Raw genomic sequence first — 20570 nt, 5'->3', positions numbered from 1 at the left:
GTGGGGTCCGTCCGGCGGAGCCCGTGCCGAAGGAGGCCGTCGTGTGTCGTTGGCTCGCGTACACCGGATCGCCCGTCCTCATCGACGACCTGATCTACAAGCCGACCAACTCGCTCGTCGTGCAGAGCCTGCACAGCCGGCTCGGCGCCGAGGCCACCAACGGCGACGGGGTCGGCGTCGGCTGGTACACCGAGGGCTCCCCGACCCCCGGCGTCTTCCGCAGCATCGAGCCCGCCTGGAGCGACCGGAACCTGCGGGAGCTGGCCGAGCACGTGCGCTCGGGCATGGTCCTCGCGCACATCCGCGCCACCTCCGGCTCCGCCGTGCAGCAGACCAACTGCCACCCGTTCCGGCACGGTCGCTGGCTGTGGATGCACAACGGTCTGCTCGCCGGGTTCTCCGCCATGAAGCGTGATCTGGTGCTCGCCGTCGACCCCGACCTGTTCCCCTTCATCGAGGGGTCGACGGACTCGGAGGTGCTGTTCTACCTCGCCCTGACGTTCGGGCTCGAGGACGACCCGCCCGCCGCCGTGGCCCGCGCCGTCGGGCTGGTCGAGGAGGTCGGTCGCGCGCACGGCGTCGCGTTCCCCGTGCAGATGACCGTGTGCACCACCGACGGGCAGCGGCTGTGGGCGTTCCGCTACTCGACGGAGGGCCAGAGCCGGTCGCTCTTCCACAACGCGGACGTCGCCGTGCTCAAGGAGCAGTACCCGGAGAACCCGGTCCTGCACGACCTGTCCGACGAGACGCGGATCGTCGTCTCGGAGCCGCTCGGCGATCTCAAGGGCGCCTGGCACGAGGTGCCCGAGAGCACGTGCCTGCTGATCGACGCCGGTCGCGAGGAGCTCATCCCGTTCGAGCCCAGGTCACCGGCTCACTGATCGGCCAGGCACAGGCAGAACGGGTGTCCCGACGGGTCCGCGTACACGCGGAACGGGTCGTCCGCGTGCCCCTCCTCCTCGGGCGTGCCCGTGAGCGGACGCGCACCCAGGCGTACGGCGTCGTCGTGCCCGACATCCAGGTCGTCGACGTCGAGGTCGAGGTGCACGCGGGCGCCCACCCGCCACGGCGCCACCGTCGCGTCCGAGCGCTGGAACCCCAGCCGCACCGGACGGTACGGGTCGATCAGGAGGAGGAAGTCGTCGCCCTCGGGGTCGGGCTCCTCGTGCCCGTCCGCGTACACCCAGCCCAGCAGCTGCCGGTAGAACTCGGCGAGCTCGCGCGGCTCGGCGCAGTCGAGGGTCGGTTGGCGCAGGTGCCGGGTCGTCATGGATCGACGCTAGGACGAACCGCCTGTCGTCACACGCCGGACACGTGGGTACGGTTCACTCGGGCAGACCATGGACCTCATCTCGCTGGACCGCATCCGTGCGGCACACGACCGGACCGAGCTCGCGCTCGGCCCCCGCAGCGCGCCGCTGGCCGGGGGCACGTGGCTGTTCTCTGAGCCGCAACCCGGCCTGGAGGAGCTCGTCGACCTCACGACGCTCGGCTGGCCCGCGGTCGAGCAGACGGCCGACGGTCTGACGCTCGCCGCCACCTGCACGATCCGGTCGCTGGCGGACCTGCCTCCGGTCGCGGGCTGGCGGTCGCAGCACCTGGTGCAGGAGTGCGCGCGGTCGCTGGTGGCCTCGGAGAAGATCTGGGACTGGGCGACGGTCGGCGGCAACATCTGCCTGGCGCTCCCGGCAGGCGCTCTGACCTCCTTCGCGGTCGCGCTCGACGCGACCGCCGTGGTGTGGACGCCGGACGGCGGTGAGCGCCGGGAGCCGGTCGCGTCGCTGGTCACCGGGGTGCGGACCACCTCACTGAGCCAGGGCGAGGTGCTCCGCTCGGTGTCGGTGACCGCCGAGGTGCTCGCGCAGCCGGTCGCGTTCCGCCGGGTCGCGCTGACCAAGCACGGGAGGTCCGGGGCGATCGTGGCGGGCCGTCGCGACGACGCGGGTGGGCTCGTCGTCACCCTCACCGCCGGTGTGACCCACCCGCACCGCCTCGCGTTCCCGACGATGCCGACCCCCGACGAGCTGTCCGCCTCAGTCGACGCGGTCGACGACTGGTACGACGACCCCCACGGCGCCCCGGACTGGCGCCGGGCCATGACGCTCCGGCTCGCCGAGCAGGTGCGGGAGGAGCTCGCATGAGGTTCGAGGTGAACGGCACGCCCGTCGACGCCGAGCCCGCCCCCGGCCAGGTGCTGCGGACGCTGCTGCGCGAGCAGGGGCACGTCGAGGTGAAGAAGGGCTGCGACTCGGGCGACTGCGGCGCGTGCACCGTCCTGCTCGACGGACGCCCCACCCACTCCTGCCTGGTCCCCGCCTACCGGGCGTCGGGTCGTTCCGTCACGACGGTGACCGGGCTGGACCCGGTGGTGGGCGACGCCTTCGTCGACGCCGCCGCGTTCCAGTGCGGTTTCTGCACCGCCGGCATGGTCACCACGGTGGCGGGTCTCGGCCTCACGACGGACGACGACGAGACCACCCGCCTGCTCAAGGGCAACCTCTGCCGCTGCACGGGCTACCGGTCGATCTGTGACGCCGTCGCCCGCCGCTGCAACACGGTCGACCCCGTGGCCGGCCAGGACGCCGGGCGCTCCGTCCGCTCCCCCGCGGCGCGCCGGATCGTGACCGGGCGCGAACCGTTCACGCTCGACGTCCCCGCCACCGACCTGGCCCACCTGGCCGTCCTGGGCAGCCCGCACGCCCACGCGCGGATCGTCTCGATCGACACCACCGCCGCCCTGGCAGCCCCGGGCGTGCTGACCGTCCTCACGCACGAGGACTCCCCGGCCACCCTGTTCTCGACCGCCCGCCACGAGAGCCGCCTCGACGACCCCGACGACACCCGCGTGCTCGACCCGGTCCTGCGGTTCCACGGGCAGCGCGTCGCCGTCGTCGTCGCCGCGTCGCTGCGCGAGGCGTCGCGGGCGCTGCGCCTCATCGAGGTCGAGTACGAGGTGCTGCCCGCCGTCCTCGACCCGGAGCAGGCGCGGGAGCCCGGCGCTCCCCTGGTGCACGGCGACAAGGGTCCGGAGGCGCGCATCTCGGAGCCGGGCCGCAACGTCGTCGCGCAGCTGCACGCGGAGATGGGCTCCGTCTCGGAGGCCCTCGCCGCCTCCGCGCACCGCGTCGGCGGCACGTACCGCACCAGCCGCGTGTCGCACGCGGCCCTGGAGACGCACGCGACCCGCGGCTGGCTGGACGAGGACGGCCGCCTCGTCCTGCGCACCAGCACCCAGGTCCCGTACCTGGTCCGCGACGAGATCGCACACATCTTCGCGCTCGACCCCGCCCAGGTCCGCGTGCTCACCGGTCGCGTCGGCGGCGGGTTCGGCGGCAAGCAGGAGTTGCTCACCGAGGACGTCGTCGCGCTCGCCGTCCTGCGCACCGGCCGCCCGGTGCAGTACGAGATGACCCGGGCCGACGAGTTCACCATCGTGCCCAGCCGGCACCCGGTCCGCGTCGAGGTCGAGCTCGGTGCCGACGCCGACGGCGTGCTGACCGCGATGCGCATCGACGTCCTCACCAACACCGGCGCCTACGGCAACCACGGGCCGGGCGTCATGTTCCACGGCGTCAGCGAGTCGGTCGCGGTGTACCGGTGCGCCAACAAGCGGGTCGACGCCGAGTCCGTCTACACGCACACGCTGCCGTCGGGCGCTTTCCGCGGGTACGGGCTCGGGCAGGTCATCTTCGCCATCGAGTCGGCGATGGACGACCTCGCGCGGTCGGTCGGGATCTCCGCGTTCGACGTCCGCCGCCGCAACGTCGTCGTCCCCGGCGACCGGCTGCTCGTGGCCGACCCCGACGAGGTGGGCGACCTCGACATGCACTCCTACGGCATGGACCAGTGCCTCGACCTCGTGGAGGACGCCCTGGCCGAGCGCTCCGCGGACCTGCCGGCTCCCCCCGGAACCCTCGTCGGCTCCGGGACGGCCGTCGCCATGATCGCGACCATCGCCCCGCGCGGGCACTACGCCGAGGCGTCGGTCCGCCTGCTCGACGACGGCCGGTACGAGATCAGCGTCGGGACCACCGAGTTCGGCAACGGCACCACGACCGTGCACGGCCAGCTGGTCGCCCAGGCGCTGGGCACCACGGTCGACCGCATCGTGATCCGGCAGTCCGACACCGACGTGACCGGGTACGACACCGGCGCGTTCGGGTCCGCGGGTGTCGTCGTCGCCGGGCTCGCCCTGCACCGCGCCGCCCTCCAGCTGCGCACCAAGATCCTCTCGGCGGCCGCCGCCCTGCGCGACCACCCGAGCGACGAGCCGCGCACCTGGGACGCCCAGGACCTCGGACCCGAGTCGGCGAGCGGCGTCCCGCTGACCGAGATCGCGCGGGCCGTCCCCGGCCTCACCGGCCAGGGCACCCACGACGGCTCCCCACGGTCGGTCGCCTTCAACGTGCACGGGTTCCGCGTCGCGGTCGACCCCGCGACCGGCGAGGTCACCGTCCTGCGGTCTGTGCAGGCGGTCGACGCCGGCACCGTGCTGCATCCCGAACAGCTGCGCGGCCAGGTCGAGGGCGGCACCGGGCAGGCCATCGGCACCGCGCTCTACGAGGAGATGCGGCTCGACGACGAGGGCCGCGTGACCACCGCCTCGTTCCGCAGCTACCACGTGCCGCAGATGATCGACCTGCCCCGCACGGAGGTGCTCTTCGCGCAGACCGCCGACGACCTGGGACCCCTGGGTGCCAAGTCGATGAGCGAGGCCCCGTACAACCCGGTCGCGCCGGCGCTGGCCAACGCCATCCGCGACGCCGTCGGCATCCGCCCCCACGAGCTCCCCATGTCCGCCGACCGCCTCTGGCGCCTGCGGCGGCCCTGACCACCCCCTGCCCCGCCCGGACGTCCGCACATCCGCGCGTCCCGACGACCGAACGTGCGGACGTCCCGTGGTTTTCCTAGGGGACGTCCGCACATTCGCGCGTCCCGACGACCGAACGTGCGGACGTCCGCGTGGGTGGGGGGCGCGCGTCAGCCTCCCGTCGCTGCGTCCGAGCATCTGGCCGACCTGGCGACCGGATGCTCGGACGTCAGGGGTGGGGTGTCGGGGTCGGGCGGTGGATCGGGCCCGCCAGGTCCGTCAGTGGGAGGCCTGTTGCGCCCGTGCGGGACGCGAGGACCTCTGCGAGCACCGACACCGCCGTCTCCCCCGGCGTCGAGGCGCCGATGTCGAGGCCGATCGGGGCGTGCAGCCGGGCCAGCTCGTCGTCGGTGACCCCCCGCTCGACCAGCTCCGCGATGCGGCGGTCCTGCGTCCGTCGCGACCCCATCGCACCCACGTACCCCGCCCCGGACCGCAGCGCAGCGAGGACCAGGTCGGCGTCGAACCGGTCGTCGTGCGCCATGACGCAGACGACGTCGCGAGCACCGAGACGCTGCTGCGCGAGGTGGCGGACAGGCCAGTCGACGACGACCTCGTCGGCCCCGGGGTGGCGGCGCGGGGTGGCGAGCACGGCCCGGGCGTCGCACACGGTGACGCGGTAGCCCACGGCCCGCGCCACGAGGGCGAGGGCCGACGAGAACTCGAGCGCGCCGTAGACGACCATCCGGGGCGGGGCCGACGCGACCTCGACGAACACCTCGACGCCACCGTCGGGACCCTGGACGCGGACGATGCCGGACCGGGCCGGGACGGGCACGTCGTCCGGCAGCGGACCGTCGAGCGCGGTCAGGAGGACGGCCTCGTCGCCGCGGGCCGCCGCGGCGAGCACGGGCACGTCGGCCGGGCCCAGCTCGCGCGCGTGCACGCGCAGCACGCCGCCGCAGGTCAGGCCGACGGCGAACGCGTCCTCGTCGGTGACGCCGTACTCCTGCAGGCCCGGCGCGGCGCCGTCGAGCACCGAGGTGCACAGGTCGTACAGGGCTCCCTCGACGCACCCTCCCGCGACGCTGCCGAGCGCGGCGCCGGTGTCGTCCACGGCCATCGACGTGCCGACGACGGTGGGCGCGCTGCCGGTCATCGACACGACCGTCGCGACGGCGACCCGGTGGCCGGCGGTCAGCGTGGCCAGCAGGCGGTCCGCGATCTCGAGCACGGCGGTCACCTCCCGGGACGCTGACGGGGTTCGACGAGCGTAGACCGCTACCGGATCGCCGCGAGTAGCGTCGGCCCATCGTCCAGGAGGAAACGCGCATGTCACATCAGCCGGGCACACTGCGGCCATGACGGCCCGACTGCACGCCCACCAGTACGGCAAGGCCGAGACGCGCGTGGTCCGGATCGTGCGCGACACGCCCCGCCACGAGATCCGCGACCTCAACGTCTCGACGGCCCTGCGCGGTGACTTCGCGGCCGCCTACCTCGACGGCGACCAGTCGGCCGTGCTGCCCACGGACACCCAGAGGAACATGGCGTTCGCGTACGCCAAGGAGCACGGCGTGTCCTCCCCCGAGGCGTTCGCCACCCTGCTCGCCCGGCACTTCGTGGACGACGTGGTCCCCGTGACCGGCGCGCGGGTCGACGTCCAGGAGCACGCCTGGGTCCGCGTCCTGGTCGACGGTGTCGAGCACGACCACACGTGGGTCCGCAGCGGGCAGGAGGTCCGCACCGCCTCGGTGACCGCCGACGCCGAGGGGACGACCGTGATCGCCGGCCTGAAGGACCTGACCGTGCTGAAGTCGACCGGCTCGGAGTTCCGCGGCTTCCTCACCGACGAGTACACGACGCTCCCGGAGACGTCCGACCGGGTGCTCGCGACCTCGCTCGTGGCCCAGTGGCGCTACGCGGGCGACGACGTGGACTTCGACGTCACCTACGCCCGCGTCCGCGAGGTCATGCTCGCCACCTTCGCCACCCGGCACTCCCTGGCTCTGCAGCAGACGTTGTGGCAGATGGGCGAGGCCGTCCTCGACGCGGTCCCGGAGGTGGTGGAGATCCGGTTCGCGGCGCCGAACAAGCACCACTTCCTGGCCGACCTGAGCCCGTTCGGGCTGGAGAACCCCGGCGAGGTCTTCTTCGCGGCCGACCGGCCCTACGGACTGATCGAGGCGGTGGTCGTGCGGGACGGCACCCCGGACGCGGGCGACGCCTGGACGCGATCGGTGGGTGCACCGTGACCCCCGACGACGAGAGCTGGCTGTCGCAGGCCGTCGCGCTCGCGACCGCGAACGTCGCCGACGGCGGTGGCCCGTTCGGGGCGGTCGTGGTGCGCGCCGGGGTGGTGATCGGCGCCGGTCAGAACCGTGTCACGCGCGACAACGACCCCACCGCGCACGCCGAGGTCCTGGCCATCCGGGCGGCGTGCCAGACCATCGGCACCTTCTCGCTGGCCGGCTCCACCGTCTACACGTCGTGCGAGCCGTGCCCCCTGTGCCTGGCCGCCTGCCTGTGGGCGCGGGTGGACCGCGTCGTCTTCGCCGCCGACCGCAACGACGCCGCCCGCGCGGGCTTCGACGACAGCGTTTTCTACGACCTGTTCGACTCCGACCCCGCCACGTGGCCGATGCCCGTGCTCGGGCACCGGGTCCCGACGGCGACCGCCCCGATGGAGGCCTGGCTGGCCCGGCCGACGCGCGTCGAGTACTGAGCCGTCAGCTTCCCCGGTACGTCGAGTACGCGAACGGGCTGAGCAGCAACGGCACGTGGTAGTGCCCGTCGTCGACCACGTCGAACACCACGACGACCTCCGGGTGGAACCCCACCTGCCCGGTCGCGGCGAAGTAGGCAGCGGTGTCGAACACGAACCGGTACCGCCCGGGCGGCACGGCGTCCGGTCCGAGCGACCGTGCCCGGCCGTCGTCGTCGGTCATCCCGGACGCCAGCTCGGTCCAGACTCCGGACACGGACGCCGCCAGGGTCACCGGTACGCCGGCCGCGGGCTGCCCGAGGGTGGTGTCGAGGACGTGCGTCGTGAGCTGGCTCATGAGGCGAACAGGGTCGGGAGGCGCAGGAGCGCGATCTGGCGGAGCTGGTCGGCCACCTCGGCGGCCTCCTCGGCGTCGGAGAGCCCGAGCCTGCGGTGCAGCTCGGCGAGGACCTCGACGCGGCTGCGACCGGCGGCGCGGATGAGGAAGATGCGACCGAACCGCTGCTCGTACGTCTCGTTGCCGACGGCCATCGCCTCGATGAGCGCGGGGTCGTCGGTGGCGGACGCGGCCTGCTCGGCGCTGCTCAGCCCGGTGGACCTCTCGCCGATCCGGGGGTGGGCGGCGAGGGCCTGGTCGACCTCCGCGGGGGTCAGGGTGCGCGCGGCGAGGTCCGCGACACCGAGGAGCGCGTCGACGGAGGGGTAGGGGCAGCCGGACGCGACCTCGTCGATCCAGCGCGGGACGTGCAGGGCGGTCGCCAGCAGCGACCGCGTCTCGGGTCCGTCGTCGATCATCAAGGCCGCCTCCCGGGTAGCGCTCCGCACGCGCGCACTGGCACCGTACGGGACGTGCCTCCCACCGACGCAAGCCTCAGCGGCATCGTGCTCGCGGCTGGGGCGGGCACGCGGCACGGCGGCCCGAAGGCGCTGGTGGTGCCCTGGCTCGCCGACGCCGTGCGGCTCCTGCTCGACGGCGGCTGCGCCCGCGTCGTCGTGGTCCTGGGCGCGGCGGCCGACGAGGCGCGCAGCCTCGTCCCCGACGACGCCCGGGTCACGACGGTGGTCGCGCGGCAGTGGGCGGACGGGCTCGGCGAGTCGCTGCGCACGGGGCTCGCGCACGCAGCCGGCGACGCGGTCGTGGTCACGCTCGTGGACCTGCCCGGCACCCCGGTGAGCGTCGTCGAGCGCCTGGCCGCGACGTGGGACCGGCACACGCTCCGGCAGGCGGTCTACGACGGGCGCCCGGGGCACCCCGTGCTCATCGGCGCGGACCACTGGGCTCCCCTGTCCGACACCCTCACCGGCGACCGGGGTGCGCGCGGCTACCTCGTCGCGCACGGCGTCGTCGAGGTCGAGTGCGGCGACCTGCACGACGGGCTGGACGAGGACGTGTCGAGAACCGCGGACCCTCCGCGTCATGCCCCGACAGCACCCACACCAGGAGGTCCATCGTGAAGTACCTGATCCTCATCCACTCCAACCCCAAGCCGTGGGCGCACCCGACGTCGCGATTCACCGACGAGGGCCGCGCGCTGAGCGTCGCCGAGCACGAGGAGGGCGACCGCAAGTTCGACGTGCTGCTCGGGGAGCTGTCCGCGAACGGCGAGCTGGTCACCGCGGAGGCCCTGGCCGATCCCGCGTCGGCCACCGTGTACCGCTGGCGCAGCGGCGACTCGCTGGCCAGCGAGGGGCCGTACGCCGAGACGCAGGAGCACCTGGCCGGCTTCTTCCTGGTCGACTGCGCCACCCGCGAGCGCGCGGAGGAGGTCGCGGCGCAGTTCGCCGGGCCGGGGAGCATCGCGGAGCTGCGGCCGGCGTACGTCTGGGAGTGAGCGGCCCGAGGGCGGCTCGCACCCCGCCCAGGGTGCGGGTCGCTCGGGCCGAACGTCCCTGGTCGGGCACGCCTCGCACCGGAAGGATCGTGGGTGTGAACGCACCCTGGTGGCGTCTGGCGGCCGACAGCCGGCAGACCACGAACGACAGCTCCACCCGCACCGAGAACGTCGACGACGCCGCCGACCTCCTGCCGCCGTTCTACGACTGACGGGCGCTACCCGACGGTCCTCGACCGCGTCGCAAACTCCTCCGACACCGGCGGCAGCAGGCAGAAGAGCAGCCCGACCGGGTCGGCCATCACGGCGTAGTCGTCGTAGCGGGTGCGCACGGTCGCGCCGAGCCCTTCGAGGCGCGCGATCTCGGCCTCGAGGTCGTCGGTCTCGATGTCGAGGTGGAACCGCGGCCCGTCGTCGCCCCCGAGGCTCTGGGTCGCCACGTGCGGCAGCGACGCGGCGCCCCGCAGGGCCACGAACGGCTCCCCCGGGATCGGCTGCGGGCTCGCGTCCAGCGCGCCCGACCAGAACGTGGTGACGGCGTCGATGTCGGCCGCGGGTGCGTCGATGATGACCTCGCGGAGCATGATCCGGTGCATGTCGCAACCCTAGTGTCGGCCCGATGTCAGACGTAGGTTCGAACATGTGTTCGTGCGCTCCACCATCCTGCATGCCGACCTCGACGCCTTCTACGCGTCCGTCGAGCAGCGCGACGACCCCCGCCTGCGCAACCGACCTGTCGCCGTCGGCGGTGGGGTGATCCTGGCGGCGTCGTACGAGGCCAAGCGCCGCGGCGTGACCACGCCGATGGGCGGCCGCCAGGCCCGGGCGCTGTGCCCTGGCCTGATCATCGTGCGCCCGCGGTTCGACGCCTACCTCGAGGCGAGCAAGGCGGTCTTCGAGCTCTTCCGGCAGACGACACCGCTGGTCCAGGGGGTGTCGATCGACGAGGCGTTCCTCGACGTCGGCGGCCTGCACAAGATCGACGTGCCGCCCGTGGACATCGCGGCGCGGCTGCGCGCGCAGGTCCGGGACGTCGTCGGCCTGCCGATCACGGTCGGCGTGGCGCGGACGCCGTTCCTGGCCAAGGTCGCGTCCCGGGTGGCGAAGCCGGACGGGCTGCTGCTGGTGCTCCCGGCCGACGAGGAGTCGTTCCTGCACCCGCTCCCGGTCGAGATGCTGTGGGGCGTCGGCGCGGTGACCGCGGCCAAGCTGCACGCCTACGGGCTGCGGACCGCCGGGGACGTCGCCCTGCTCCCCCAGTCGGTCCTGGTCGGCGCGCTCGGGCCGGCGGGCGGGCGGCACCTGTACGCGGTCGTGCACGGGCACACGCCGGCGAAGGTGGTGGTGGGCGGGTCGCGCGGGTCGATCGGTGCGCAGCGCGCCCTCGGCCACGGACCGCACGACCAGGCGTTCGTCCGCGCCGCGCTGCTGGGGCTCGTCGACCGCGTGTGCCGACGGATGCGCAAGGCGGACCGGATCGCGCGGACGGTCGTGCTGCGGCTGCGGTTCGAGGACTACACCAAGGCCACGCGGTCGCGGTCGTTCCATGCCGCCACGGACTCGTCCGAGGACATCGCGGCCGCCGCAGTCGGGCTGCTGGAGGCCGCCGGACCGCTGATCCGCGAGCGCGGGATCACGCTGGTGGGGGTCGCACTGACGGGGCTGTCGTCGGACCGGTTCGTGCAGCTCGCCCTTCCCCTGGACCACCCCGACCACGGCGGGCTCGACGAGGCGGTCGACGCGGTCGCGCTGCGGTTCGGGACGCAGGCCGTGATGCGCGCGAGCCTGCTGCGCCGCGGCGAGGGGATCGCCGTGCCGCTGCTGCCCGACGCGTGAGGCCCCGGCCGCGACCGGGGCCTCCACGCGGATGCGGTCAGGAGACGGAGACGCTCTCGCGTCGCCCGGACCCGACCACCTCGGAGGTCTCGGAGACCTCGGAGGTCTCGGACGTGTCGTCGTCGGAGAACAGGTCCTCCGCGGACGCCGACGCGTACCGCTCCAGGTCGAGGATGCCCTCACGCTTCGCGACGACCGTGGGCACCAGCGCCTGCCCCGCGACGTTCACGGCCGTCCGGCCCATGTCGAGGATCGGGTCGATCGCGAGCAGCAGGCCGACTCCGGCCAGCGGCAGCCCGAGCGTCGAGAGCGTGAGGGTCAACATGACCACGGCGCCGGTCAGGCCGGCGGTCGCGGCCGAGCCGACGACGGAGACGAACGCGATGAGCAGGTAGTCGGTGATCGACAGGTCGATGCCGAACAGTTGCGCGACGAAGATCGCGGAGATCGCCGGGTAGATCGAGGCGCAGCCGTCCATCTTGGTGGTGGCCGCTAACGGAACCGCGAACGAGGCGTAGGAGCGCGGCACGCCGAGGTTGCGCTCGACCACCCGCTGCGTCACGGGCAGCGTGCCGACGGACGACCGCGACACGAACGCGAGCTCGATCGCCGGCCACGCGCCCCGGAAGAAGCTGCGGATCCCGAGCCCGTTGGTCCGCAGGATCACGGGGTAGACGACGAACAGCACGAGCGCCAGGCCGACGTAGATCGCGACGGCGAACGACCCGAGCGGGGCCAGCAGGTCCCAGCCGTAGGTCGCGACGGCACGGCCGATGAGGCCGAGGGTGCCCAGGGGCGCGAGGCGGATGACCCACCAGAGGATCTTCTGCACGACCGCGAGCGCGGACCGGGTGAAGCCGAGGAACGGCTCGGCGGCCGTGCCGCTGCGCAGGGCTGCGATGCCGACGACGATCGCGACGACCACGATCTGCAGCACGTTGAAGGAGATCGCCGTCGTCAGAGACCCGTCGGTCTCCTGCGTGCTGGCACCGAGGCCGAGGAAGTTGCTCGGGATCAGACCGTTGAGGAAGTCGAGCCAGCTGCCCGTGGTGCCGACCTCGGAGCCCGACTCGGGACTGAGCGTCGAGTTGTTGCCCGGCTGGAAGACCAGCCCGAGGCCGATACCGATCGCCACGGAGATGCCTGCGGTGATGGCGAACCAGAGGAGCGTCTGCCAGGCGAGCCGAGCGGCGTTGGTGACCTGCTGCAGGTTGGCGATCGACGCGACGATCGCGAGGAACACCAGCGGAGGCACGATCGTCTTGAGCAGGGTCACGAACGAGGCCCCGATGGTGTCCAGCGTCGTGGTCAGCCAGTTCGGGTCGCCCGACGCGGTCGGGCCCATCTGCAGCGCGACCCAGCCGAGGAGGATGCCGAGCCCGAGGCCGAGCAGGACCTGGACCGAGAAGGACGGCAGGCGCAACCGGCGCGCGCGCTGCGTGGTGGTGTCGGACACGGGACTCCCAGAGGGTGCGACGGCGGCCGGCGTTCTCCAGCCTCCGTCCGCAACAGGACGAGCCGGGTGTCTTCTTCCGAGACGGTGGTCACAGTCCGACGTTCGTCTCCATCGTTGTATGTCCATTTCCAACGTTGTAGAAATGTGCCAGGATGTGCCACGGCGAGCCCCCACGACGATGTGGAAGTAGAGGACACCCGATGAAGCGCACCTCCCTGACGACCGTCCTGATCGCGATCGCGGCCCTGCTCGGCGTGATCGGCCTGACGGCCCCCGCGACCGCGGCACCGACCGCGCCCACGTCCCGACCACCGGCCGCCCGGCCCGTCGACCCCATCGCGCACGACCCGACGATCGTCAAGGAGAAGGGCTGGTACTACGTCGCGATCACGGGCGACGCCGCCTTCGACGACACCTACCTGCCGCTCAAGCGCTCCCGCGATCTGGTGCACTGGGAGGAGCTCGGCCCGGCGATCACCGAGCTCCCGACCTGGGTGCTCGAGTCGCTCGGGGTGACCCCCGAGAACGCACCGCGCGACGCCTGGGCACCCGACCTGAGCTGGTCCGGCACCGAGTGGCGCCTCTACTACGCGGTGTCCCAGTTCGGCACCAACAACTCCGTGATCGGGCTGCTGACCTCGCCGACCCTCGCGAACGCGCAGTGGGAGGACCGCGGCCTGGTGGTCCGCTCGCAGCCGGGCGTCGACACGTTCAACGCCATCGACCCGAACCTCGTGACCGACGCCGACGGCGGGACCTGGCTGTCGTGGGGCTCGTTCTTCTCCGGCATCCACGTCGTGCCGGTCGACGTCGCCACCGGCAAGCCCGTCGCCGGCGAGCAGCCCGTCCGGATCGCTCAGCGCCAGTTCGCGCCGAACGCCGAGGAGAACCCGACGATCGCCTTCCACGACGGCTACTACTACCTGTTCGTGTCCTGGGACTACTGCTGCCGCAGCGTCGAGAGCGACTACCGGACGATCGTCGGCCGCTCCCCCAGCCTGACCGGCCCGTACGTCGACGCCGACGGCGTCCCGCTGCTCGGCGACAAGGGCGGCACCGAGATCCTGCGCGGCTACAACGAGTTCGTCGGCGCCGGTGGCGGCGACCTGCTCATGGACAAGAACGGCCGCACCGGGCTCTTCGTGAACCACTACTACGACGCGACCGACGGCGGCGCCCCGCGACTGAACGTCCGCACCCTGACCTGGGGTCGCGACGGCTGGCCGGTCATCGGCGACCCGATCAACCCGAGCCGCTCGATCGGCCACGGCGACGCGTTCGTGCAGATCGTCCCGCGGGACGGCACGGCGGTCGTCGAGAACGCCGGCTGCGGGTACGAGGGCGCGAACATCGCCCTCTGGCTCGACCTCGACAACCGGTGCCAGCACTGGCAGCTCTCCGACCGCGGCAACGGGACCCGGATCCTCAACCGGTTCAGCAACAGCGTCGCCGAGGTGGGCGCGTGCCAGAACGTCGACGGCGGGAACGTCGCGCAGTGGGGCTGGCTCGGGTTCCTGCCGAACAACGACTGCCAGCGCTGGAGCTTCACGGCGGCGGGCGACGGCTGGACGACGGTCGCGAGCGTGCTGCCCGGCAACCGCGCCTGGACGGTGCAGGGCGGCCCGGTGGCGGGCGCCAACGTCGCGATCAGCTCGCCGACGGGCGGGGCGGAGCAGCAGTTCCGCGTCGAGCCGGTGGGCGACGTGCTCCTGGCGAGCCCCACGGACGCCGACCGGACGCTGAGCGTGGCGCGCTGCCAGGCGAAGCACGCGCCGAAGGCAGGCACGGTCACGTTCGAGCCTCGCGACCCGCGTGCGTGCCAGACGTGGCGGGTGGAGTCCGTGCCCGGGACCGCCGGCTACACCGTGCGCAGCGTCGAGGCGGACGTCCGGCGCGGGCAGGTCGCGTGCCTCGGCTCCGACCTGACGCTCGTCCGCTCGGGCAGCGACGGGGCCGGGTGCGGCACGTGGACGCTGCTGCCGACGGACGACGGGACCTGGTCGCTGAGCAGCGGCGGGACCACGCAGGCGGTGCGCGTCCTGCTGGTGTGACCGGCGCGCACCGGTCGGCGCCGTGATACTGGCGAGTAACGCCAACGACGGCCGACAGGAGCACACACGTGAAGACGACGCACACCCTGGACGCACCGGGAGCGACCCTCACCTACGACGTGCGAGGGCCGCTCCCGGCCGCGGACGGCAGTCCGCCGCTCCTGCTGATCGGCCAGCCGATGGACGCGTCCGGCTTCGGCACGCTCGCGTCCCACTTCCCGGACCGGACGGTCGTGACGTACGACCCGCGCGGCCTGGGACGCAGCACGCGTCGCGACGGTGAGCTGGTGAACACCCCGCAGCAGCAGGCCGAGGACCTGCACCTGCTGGTCGGCGAGCTGGGTGGGACGGTCGACCTGTTCGGGAGCAGCGGCGGCGCCGTCACGGGGCTGCACCTGGTGGCGACGCACCCCGAGGACGTCCGCACGTTCGTCGCGCACGAGCCGCCCGTGCTGTCGGTCCTGCCGGACGCCGCCCAGGCGTTCGCGGCGGAGCAGCGCGTCCAGGAGGTGTACCACCGGCGCGGCTGGGGCGCCGGCATGGCGGCGTTCATCGCGCTGACGTCCGTGCAGGGCGAGTTCAGCCCCGACTTCGGCCGAGAGCTGCCCGACCCGTCCGCGTTCGGGCTGCCGACCGCCGACGACGGGTCGCGCATCGACCCGCTGCTGTCGGGTGCCTCCAACGCGATCACGGCGTACCGCCCGGATGTCCCCGCGCTCACGGGTGCCCCGACCCGGGTGGTCGTCGCGGGCGGCGTCGAGAGCCAGGACACGATGACGTGGCGCACGTCGGCGGCACTCGCGGAGCAGCTCGGCCTCGGGCTGACGGTCTTCCCCAGCAACCACGGCGGCTTCCTCGGCGACGAGTTCGGCCAGGCAGGGCAGCCGGAGGCGTTCGCCGCGCGGCTACGTCAGGTCCTCGACGGCGGGGCGTGAGGCACCGCCCCGCCGTCGTGCGACGTCAGCCCGCGCTGCGCGCCATGTGCCGGGCGGCCCGCAGCCCGAAGACGGCGGCCGGCCCGATGGTCGAGCCGGGACCCGGGTAGGTGCGGCCCATGACGGAGGCGGAGTTGTTGCCCGCCGAGTAGAGGCCCTCGATGACGGAGCCGTCGTCGCGCAGGACGCGGGCGTCCGCATCGGTCACCACCCCGCCCTTGGTGCCCAGGTCCCCGATGACGACCTTGAACGCCGTGAACGGACCCTTCTCGAGCGGGCCGAGGTTGGCGTTGGGGTGCACGGTCGGGTCGCCGTAGTAGCGGTCGTAGGCCGAGTTGCCGCGCCCGAAGTCCGCGTCGACCCCCGAGCGTGCGAAGCCGTTGAACCGGTCGACCGTCGCCGGCAGGTGCGGTGCGCCGATGCCCCGCGCGAGCTCCTGGAGCGTCGCCGCCTTCACCATCGTGCCGGCGGCCGCCATCGCCTTGGTGACGCGCGGGTCCATGGCGTAGCCGCGCAGGTAGCGGCGGGCGTGCCGGGCCTCGGCGACGAGCCAGTAGGTGCCGTCCTTGTCGTGGTCGAGCATGTGGTGGCCCAGGTCGACGTAGGACTCCGACTCGTTGGCGAACCGGTCCCCCTCCGCGTCGACCATGATCGAGTACGGCATCGACCGCTCGCCGACGAGGAAGCCGGGGCTCGTCCCGGGCAGCGGCGCCACCGAGGCACCCCACCAGGCGTCGTCCATCAGCTCGACCGACGCGCCGAGGTCCTGCACCATCTCCAGGGTGCTGCCGACGTTGCCCGGGTTCCCCGACGGGTTGCCGTCGATGCCCTGGTACTTCTGCCGCAGGATCGTGTTGTGGTCGAAGCCGCCGGCGGCGAGCACGACGCCGCGGGTCGCGGTCACGGTCACCGCGCGCCCGTCGCGCACGGTCTGCACCCCCACGACGCGGCCGTCGACGGTGACGAGGCCCTCGACCGGCGCGTTCAGCCACAGGGGGGTGCGCTGCTCGTTCACCACGACATGGAGGAACGAGCACGCGAGCCCTGCCCCGGTGCCCACGAGGCGCTTGCCGCGGACCGCCCCGCCGAGCGTGCGGAACACGAAGCCCGCGCCGCGCACGAAGCCGGCCGGGGTCGACCAGGCCCGGCTCAGGAGCCAGACGTCGTCGGTCTTGAGCGGCAGCGGCATGAGCGCCCGGCTGGTCTTCCACCAGGCGCCGATCTTCTTGGAGTCGAACGGCTCGACCTCGAGCGCCCGCCCGATCTTGCCGCCGGGGAGCTCCGGGTAGTAGTCGGGGTAGTCGGCCGCGCGGGCGAAGCGCATGCCGTACTTCTCGGCGGTGGTGACGAAGTCCGCGACCCCGTCGACGAAGGCCTCCTTGCGCTCCCGGGAGGTGGCGCGGTAGTCGTCGCCGATCGTGGCCTCCATGTACGTGAGGGCCTCCTCGCGGGAGTCACCGACACCGGCGCGCTGCCCGAGCGGGTTGTCCGGCAACCACATGCCGCCGCCCGACATGGCCGTGCTGCCACCCCACTTGTCGGTGGACTCCAGCATGAGGACGGACAGTCCTTCGTCGGCTGCGCCCATGGCTGCGGCGAACCCCGCACCACCCGTTCCGACGACCACGACGTCGTAGCTGAGCTCGGACATTCACCGCTCCTTCGAGGTAACCGGACAACAGTGTCCGGATGTCTAGGATGACAGCATGCCCAACGCGACCCGCGGAAGCAACCGTGGCCCCGCCGCCGCGCCGGAGAACCGCCGCGCCCTGCTCGACGCAGCCCGTCGCGTGTTCGCCGAGCGCGGGTACCGCGCCCCGCTCAGCGCCATCGCGCAGGAGGCCGGTGTGGGTCAAGGCGTTCTGTACCGGCACTTCCCGACGCGGCTCGACCTCGCTCTCGAGGTGTTCGAGCAGCACTTCGTCGAGCTCGAGGCCCTCGCCGCCGAGCCGGACGCGGGCGCGTTCGGCCGCCTCTGGACGCGGCTCCTGGAGCTCACGGTCGAGGAGTCCGCGTTCGTCGAGATGTTCCTGGCGGCACGGCACGACCTGGCCGAGACCGACCTCGCCGACCGGCTGCCCGCCCTCGTCGCGGCCACCCTGCCGCGCGCGCAGTCGGCCGGTCTCGTCTCCGCCCACCTCACCGTCGCCGACGTCCTGCTGCTGCAGCGCATGGTCTACGGCGTCGTCGCGACGGCTGTCACCGACGACGAGGCCCGAGATGCGGTGGCCCAGGCGCTGGCGCTGCTCGACGGGGTGCTGGAAGGCTGACCACCCCCGGGTGGACGATGGGGTGATCACCCGCCGACGAGGGAGTCGAGATGGCATCGCAGGACGAGCGCGCGACAGGGATGGACCTCCAGAAGATCATCCGGCTGATCACGCTGGCGCTGGCGGTCGCCGCCGTCGTCAAGGAGCTGCGGACGCCGCCCGAGGAACGGACGTGGAACGGCGTCCTGGGCTTCGTGCCCTACGACTTCCGCGTCCCGACCCTCGCGCGCGTCAAGGAGCGCATGTGGGACCCCGAGGGTGCGCACCTGATCAGCCCGCGCGTGTTCGGCGTCGGGTGGACCCTGAACGTCGGCCGGCTGGTCGAGCTCGTGCGGCAGCGGGTCGCCGCCGCCGGCTGACCCTGTCGCGGAGCCTGTGAGCCACACCTACGCTCGGGAGAGTCAGCTGGACCGAGCCACGGGAGGACGTTCATGGGCACCATCACCACGACGGACGGCACGGAGATCTTCTACAAGGACTGGGGCTCGGGTCAGCCGCTCGTGTTCAGCCACGGCTGGCCGCTGTCGGCCGACGACTGGGACACCCAGCTGCTGTTCTTCCTCCAGCACGGCTACCGCGTCATCGCGCACGACCGCCGCGGCCACGGGCGGTCCACGCAGACGAGCGACGGCCACGACATGGACCACTACGCCGACGACCTGGCGGCGCTCACCGAGCACCTGAACCTGCACGACGCCGTCCACATCGGGCACTCGACCGGTGGCGGCGAGGTCGTGCACTACATCGCCCGGCACGGTGAGAGCCGCGTCGCCAAGGCCGTGCTCATCGCCGCCGTCCCGCCGATCATGGTGCAGACCAACGCCAACCCCGGCGGCCTGCCGAAGAGCGTGTTCGACGGGCTGCAGGAGCAGGTGGCCACCAACCGGTCGAACTTCTACCGCGACCTGCCGTCCACCGCGTTCTACGGGTACAACCGCCCGGGCCGCGAGCCCTCCGAGGCGATCATCGAGAACTGGTGGCGCCAGGGGATGATGGGCGGCGCGAAGGCGCACTACGACGGCATCGTCGCGTTCTCCCAGACCGACTTCACGGAGGACCTGAAGAAGATCACCGTCCCCGTGCTCGTCATGCACGGCGACGACGACCAGGTGGTCCCCTACGCCGACTCCGGCCCCCTGTCGGCCGAGCTGCTGCAGAACGGCACGCTGAAGACGTACGCCGGGTTCCCGCACGGGATGCCGACCACGGAGGCCGCGACGATCAACGCCGACATCCTGGAGTTCATCCGCTCCTGAGCGCCGACGACGAGGGCGGCTGCGCATCCGCGCAGCCGCCCTCGTCCCCTCTCAGCGCTTGCCGCGCATCGCGTCCAGGACCACCGTGAACACGTCCGTGTTGTCCTGCGCCCGCGCCAGCCGCTCGGCCCGTGGGCCCTCGGCCGTCAACGGCGTCGCCGCACCGGTGTGCCTCCCGGTCGTCCAGTCGACCGTGAACTCCAGGTCGCTGTTCGCGATCGGGAACGGCCCGTCCTCGAGGCTCTGCACGACGGCGGGGTCGGTGCTGGCGGGATCGCCGGACTCGTCGGCGCCGGAGACGTTCTCGATCGCCAGCCCACCCGTCTCGTGGTCACCGACGATGACCACCAGGGTGTCGGGGTGCTTCGCGACGTACTCCCGCACCAGCGCCACTGTCGCGTCCAGCGCCTGTCCGGCCTGGATAGTGCGCTCGGCGTTGTTGGCGTGCGCGAACTCGTCGATGGCCTCCTCCTCGACCAGGAGGAAGAACCCCTGCCGGTCGCGCGAGAGGACGTCGAGCGCCTTCGCGGTCATCGTCGTGAGCGGGACCACGGGCGCGTACTCGTCGCCCTGGCCCTCCGGGAACTGCTCGAACATCTCCTCGTTGGCGAACAGCCCGAGCACCTTGTCGGACCGGGTAGCGGCGAGCTCGTCGGGGGTGCTGACGTAGTCGTAGCCCTGCCCCTCGGCCAGCTCGACGAGGTTCCCGATCGTGCTCTTGCTGACCTCGGGCCGCGGGTCGGCGGGGTCGTCCGGGTACGCACCCGGGTCGCCCACGGGGTACCACCAGTCCTCGCCGCCGCCGAGGATGACGTCGGGCTTGGTCTCCTCGAGGAACTGCCGGGCGATCTCGGTCTGCGTGCCCCGGTCGGGGACGTGGGAGCCGAACGCGGCGGGCGTCGCGTCCGTGACCTGGGCCGTCGTGACAAGCCCGGTCGCCTTGCGCAGGTCCCTCGCGTGCTCCAGGAGCGTCTTCACCGCGTTGCCGTTCACGTCGACCGAGACGGCCCCGTTGTACGTGCGGAACCCGGTGGCGAACGCCGTGGCGGCGGCGGCCGAGTCGGTGACGGCCTCCTCGGGGTCCAGCGAGTCGGTGTAGGTCCAGCCGGCGTACCGCAGCGAGTCCATCTGCAGCTGCCCGTCCTTGCCGACGGTCGCCAGCCGGGTGGCGTCCCGGGCCGCGATGCTCAGGCCGTCGCCCACCATGAAGATCACGTTCTTGGCGACGGCCCGGCCGCCACCTTGCCCGTTGTCCCGGCCGTCACCGCCCCCGGCGATCCCGGTCGTCGTGAGCCCAGCTGCTGCGAGCACGGCAACGCTGCCGGCTCCTAACCATGTGTGTCGTGAGTTGAGCATCGTGTGCCGTCCCTCGGACTTCGTTGTCCCTCTCGACGTCGGC

The 20570-nt window shown here is 72.7% G+C and carries 21 protein-coding genes; 13 read left to right on the top strand and 8 right to left on the bottom strand.

The window, feature by feature from the left end:
- Positions 1-41: 41 nt before the first annotated feature.
- Complete coding sequence (locus J2X26_RS11700) at positions 42-881, top strand: class II glutamine amidotransferase (RefSeq protein ID WP_307492462.1); 840 nt, start codon at positions 42-44, stop codon at positions 879-881.
- Here J2X26_RS11700 and J2X26_RS11695 read toward each other — a convergent pair.
- Entirely contained in the window at positions 875-1270 is a 396-nt protein-coding gene (locus J2X26_RS11695; protein WP_307492460.1) for a VOC family protein, read from the bottom strand. The two genes, J2X26_RS11700 and J2X26_RS11695, sit on opposite strands and share 7 nt — an antisense overlap.
- A gap of 70 nt (positions 1271-1340) precedes the next feature.
- Between J2X26_RS11695 and J2X26_RS11690 the strand changes: the two genes are divergently transcribed.
- Complete coding sequence (locus J2X26_RS11690) at positions 1341-2141, top strand: FAD binding domain-containing protein (protein ID WP_307492458.1); 801 nt, start codon at positions 1341-1343, stop codon at positions 2139-2141.
- Positions 2138-4831, top strand: a complete 2694-nt coding sequence (locus J2X26_RS11685) for a molybdopterin-dependent oxidoreductase (protein WP_307492456.1) — start codon at positions 2138-2140, stop codon at positions 4829-4831. The genes J2X26_RS11690 and J2X26_RS11685 overlap by 4 nt, the downstream gene beginning before the upstream one ends.
- A 208-nt stretch (positions 4832-5039) precedes the next feature.
- Here J2X26_RS11685 and J2X26_RS11680 read toward each other — a convergent pair whose 3' ends face one another.
- A complete protein-coding gene (locus tag J2X26_RS11680) occupies positions 5040-6044 on the bottom strand; it encodes an XdhC family protein (RefSeq protein ID WP_307492454.1) in 1005 nt (334 codons plus the stop codon).
- Positions 6045-6171: 127 nt separating this feature from the next.
- Here J2X26_RS11680 and pucL point away from each other — a divergent pair, with 127 nt between their 5' ends.
- Both pucL and J2X26_RS11670 read left to right on the top strand, forming a co-directional pair.
- Positions 6172-7065, top strand: a complete 894-nt coding sequence (gene pucL / locus J2X26_RS11675; protein ID WP_307492452.1) for a factor-independent urate hydroxylase — start codon at positions 6172-6174, stop codon at positions 7063-7065.
- Positions 7062-7535, top strand: a complete 474-nt coding sequence (locus J2X26_RS11670) for a nucleoside deaminase (protein ID WP_307492450.1) — start codon at positions 7062-7064, stop codon at positions 7533-7535. The genes pucL and J2X26_RS11670 overlap by 4 nt, the downstream gene beginning before the upstream one ends.
- Positions 7536-7539: 4 nt before the next feature.
- Here the strand turns inward: J2X26_RS11670 and uraH are convergent, their stop codons facing one another.
- Together uraH and J2X26_RS11660 are read right to left on the bottom strand one after the other, a co-directional pair.
- Positions 7540-7872, bottom strand: a complete 333-nt coding sequence (gene uraH, locus J2X26_RS11665) for a hydroxyisourate hydrolase (protein WP_307492448.1) — start codon at positions 7870-7872, stop codon at positions 7540-7542.
- On the bottom strand, positions 7869-8330 hold the full coding sequence (locus J2X26_RS11660; RefSeq protein WP_307492446.1) for a 2-oxo-4-hydroxy-4-carboxy-5-ureidoimidazoline decarboxylase: 462 nt from the start codon (positions 8328-8330) through the stop codon (positions 7869-7871). The genes uraH and J2X26_RS11660 overlap by 4 nt, the downstream gene beginning before the upstream one ends.
- Positions 8331-8384: 54 nt before the next feature.
- Here J2X26_RS11660 and J2X26_RS11655 point away from each other — a divergent pair, with 54 nt between their 5' ends.
- Entirely contained in the window at positions 8385-8990 is a 606-nt protein-coding gene (locus tag J2X26_RS11655; protein ID WP_307492444.1) for a nucleotidyltransferase family protein, read from the top strand.
- On the top strand, positions 8987-9367 hold the full coding sequence (locus tag J2X26_RS11650; protein WP_307492442.1) for a YciI family protein: 381 nt from the start codon (positions 8987-8989) through the stop codon (positions 9365-9367). The genes J2X26_RS11655 and J2X26_RS11650 overlap by 4 nt, the downstream gene beginning before the upstream one ends.
- Before the next feature lie 218 nt (positions 9368-9585).
- Here J2X26_RS11650 and J2X26_RS11645 read toward each other — a convergent pair whose 3' ends face one another.
- Positions 9586-9963 carry a VOC family protein gene (locus J2X26_RS11645; protein ID WP_307492440.1) on the bottom strand — a complete coding sequence of 126 codons (378 nt, stop codon included), beginning with the start codon at positions 9961-9963 and terminating at the stop codon, positions 9586-9588.
- Between the two features lie 52 nt (positions 9964-10015).
- On the opposite strand from J2X26_RS11645, the gene dinB reads away from it, so the two are divergent.
- Positions 10016-11203 (top strand): DNA polymerase IV, encoded by a 1188-nt coding sequence (gene dinB, locus J2X26_RS11640; protein ID WP_439897845.1) that lies wholly within the window; start codon positions 10016-10018, stop codon positions 11201-11203.
- 37 nt (positions 11204-11240) lie between these two features.
- Here the strand turns inward: dinB and J2X26_RS11635 are convergent, their stop codons facing one another.
- Positions 11241-12659: a dicarboxylate/amino acid:cation symporter gene (locus J2X26_RS11635; RefSeq protein ID WP_307492437.1), complete on the bottom strand. Its 1419-nt coding sequence runs from the start codon at positions 12657-12659 to the stop codon at positions 11241-11243.
- Positions 12660-12859: 200 nt separating this feature from the next.
- Here J2X26_RS11635 and J2X26_RS11630 point away from each other — a divergent pair, with 200 nt between their 5' ends.
- Positions 12860-14710, top strand: coding sequence for a family 43 glycosylhydrolase (locus J2X26_RS11630; protein ID WP_307492435.1), 1851 nt, complete (start codon positions 12860-12862; stop codon positions 14708-14710).
- Between the two features lie 68 nt (positions 14711-14778).
- Positions 14779-15645 (top strand): alpha/beta fold hydrolase, encoded by an 867-nt coding sequence (locus J2X26_RS11625; RefSeq protein WP_307492434.1) that lies wholly within the window; start codon positions 14779-14781, stop codon positions 15643-15645.
- Between the two features lie 25 nt (positions 15646-15670).
- Here the strand turns inward: J2X26_RS11625 and J2X26_RS11620 are convergent, their stop codons facing one another.
- Positions 15671-17296 (bottom strand): FAD-binding protein, encoded by a 1626-nt coding sequence (locus tag J2X26_RS11620; RefSeq protein WP_307492433.1) that lies wholly within the window; start codon positions 17294-17296, stop codon positions 15671-15673.
- Positions 17297-17351: 55 nt separating this feature from the next.
- Between J2X26_RS11620 and J2X26_RS11615 the strand changes: the two genes are divergently transcribed.
- From J2X26_RS11615 to J2X26_RS11605, 3 genes are all read left to right on the top strand, one after another.
- Positions 17352-17915 carry a TetR/AcrR family transcriptional regulator gene (locus J2X26_RS11615; protein ID WP_307492431.1) on the top strand — a complete coding sequence of 188 codons (564 nt, stop codon included), beginning with the start codon at positions 17352-17354 and terminating at the stop codon, positions 17913-17915.
- A 50-nt stretch (positions 17916-17965) separates the two neighbouring features.
- The gene (locus tag J2X26_RS11610) at positions 17966-18274 is read left to right on the top strand and encodes a DUF5808 domain-containing protein (RefSeq protein ID WP_307492429.1); all 309 of its coding nucleotides are present in this window, start codon (positions 17966-17968) and stop codon (positions 18272-18274) included.
- A 72-nt stretch (positions 18275-18346) separates the two neighbouring features.
- Positions 18347-19171 (top strand): alpha/beta fold hydrolase, encoded by an 825-nt coding sequence (locus J2X26_RS11605; protein ID WP_307492427.1) that lies wholly within the window; start codon positions 18347-18349, stop codon positions 19169-19171.
- A gap of 51 nt (positions 19172-19222) precedes the next feature.
- Here the strand turns inward: J2X26_RS11605 and J2X26_RS11600 are convergent, their stop codons facing one another.
- Positions 19223-20482, bottom strand: coding sequence for an alkaline phosphatase (locus J2X26_RS11600; RefSeq protein WP_307492425.1), 1260 nt, complete (start codon positions 20480-20482; stop codon positions 19223-19225).
- Positions 20483-20570 lie beyond the last annotated feature (88 nt).

The organism is Cellulomonas humilata (assembly GCF_030814415.1).
GTDB classification, from domain to species: Bacteria; Actinomycetota; Actinomycetes; order Actinomycetales; family Cellulomonadaceae; genus Cellulomonas; species Cellulomonas humilata_A.
This window is presented reverse-complemented; position numbering and strand designations above follow the sequence as displayed.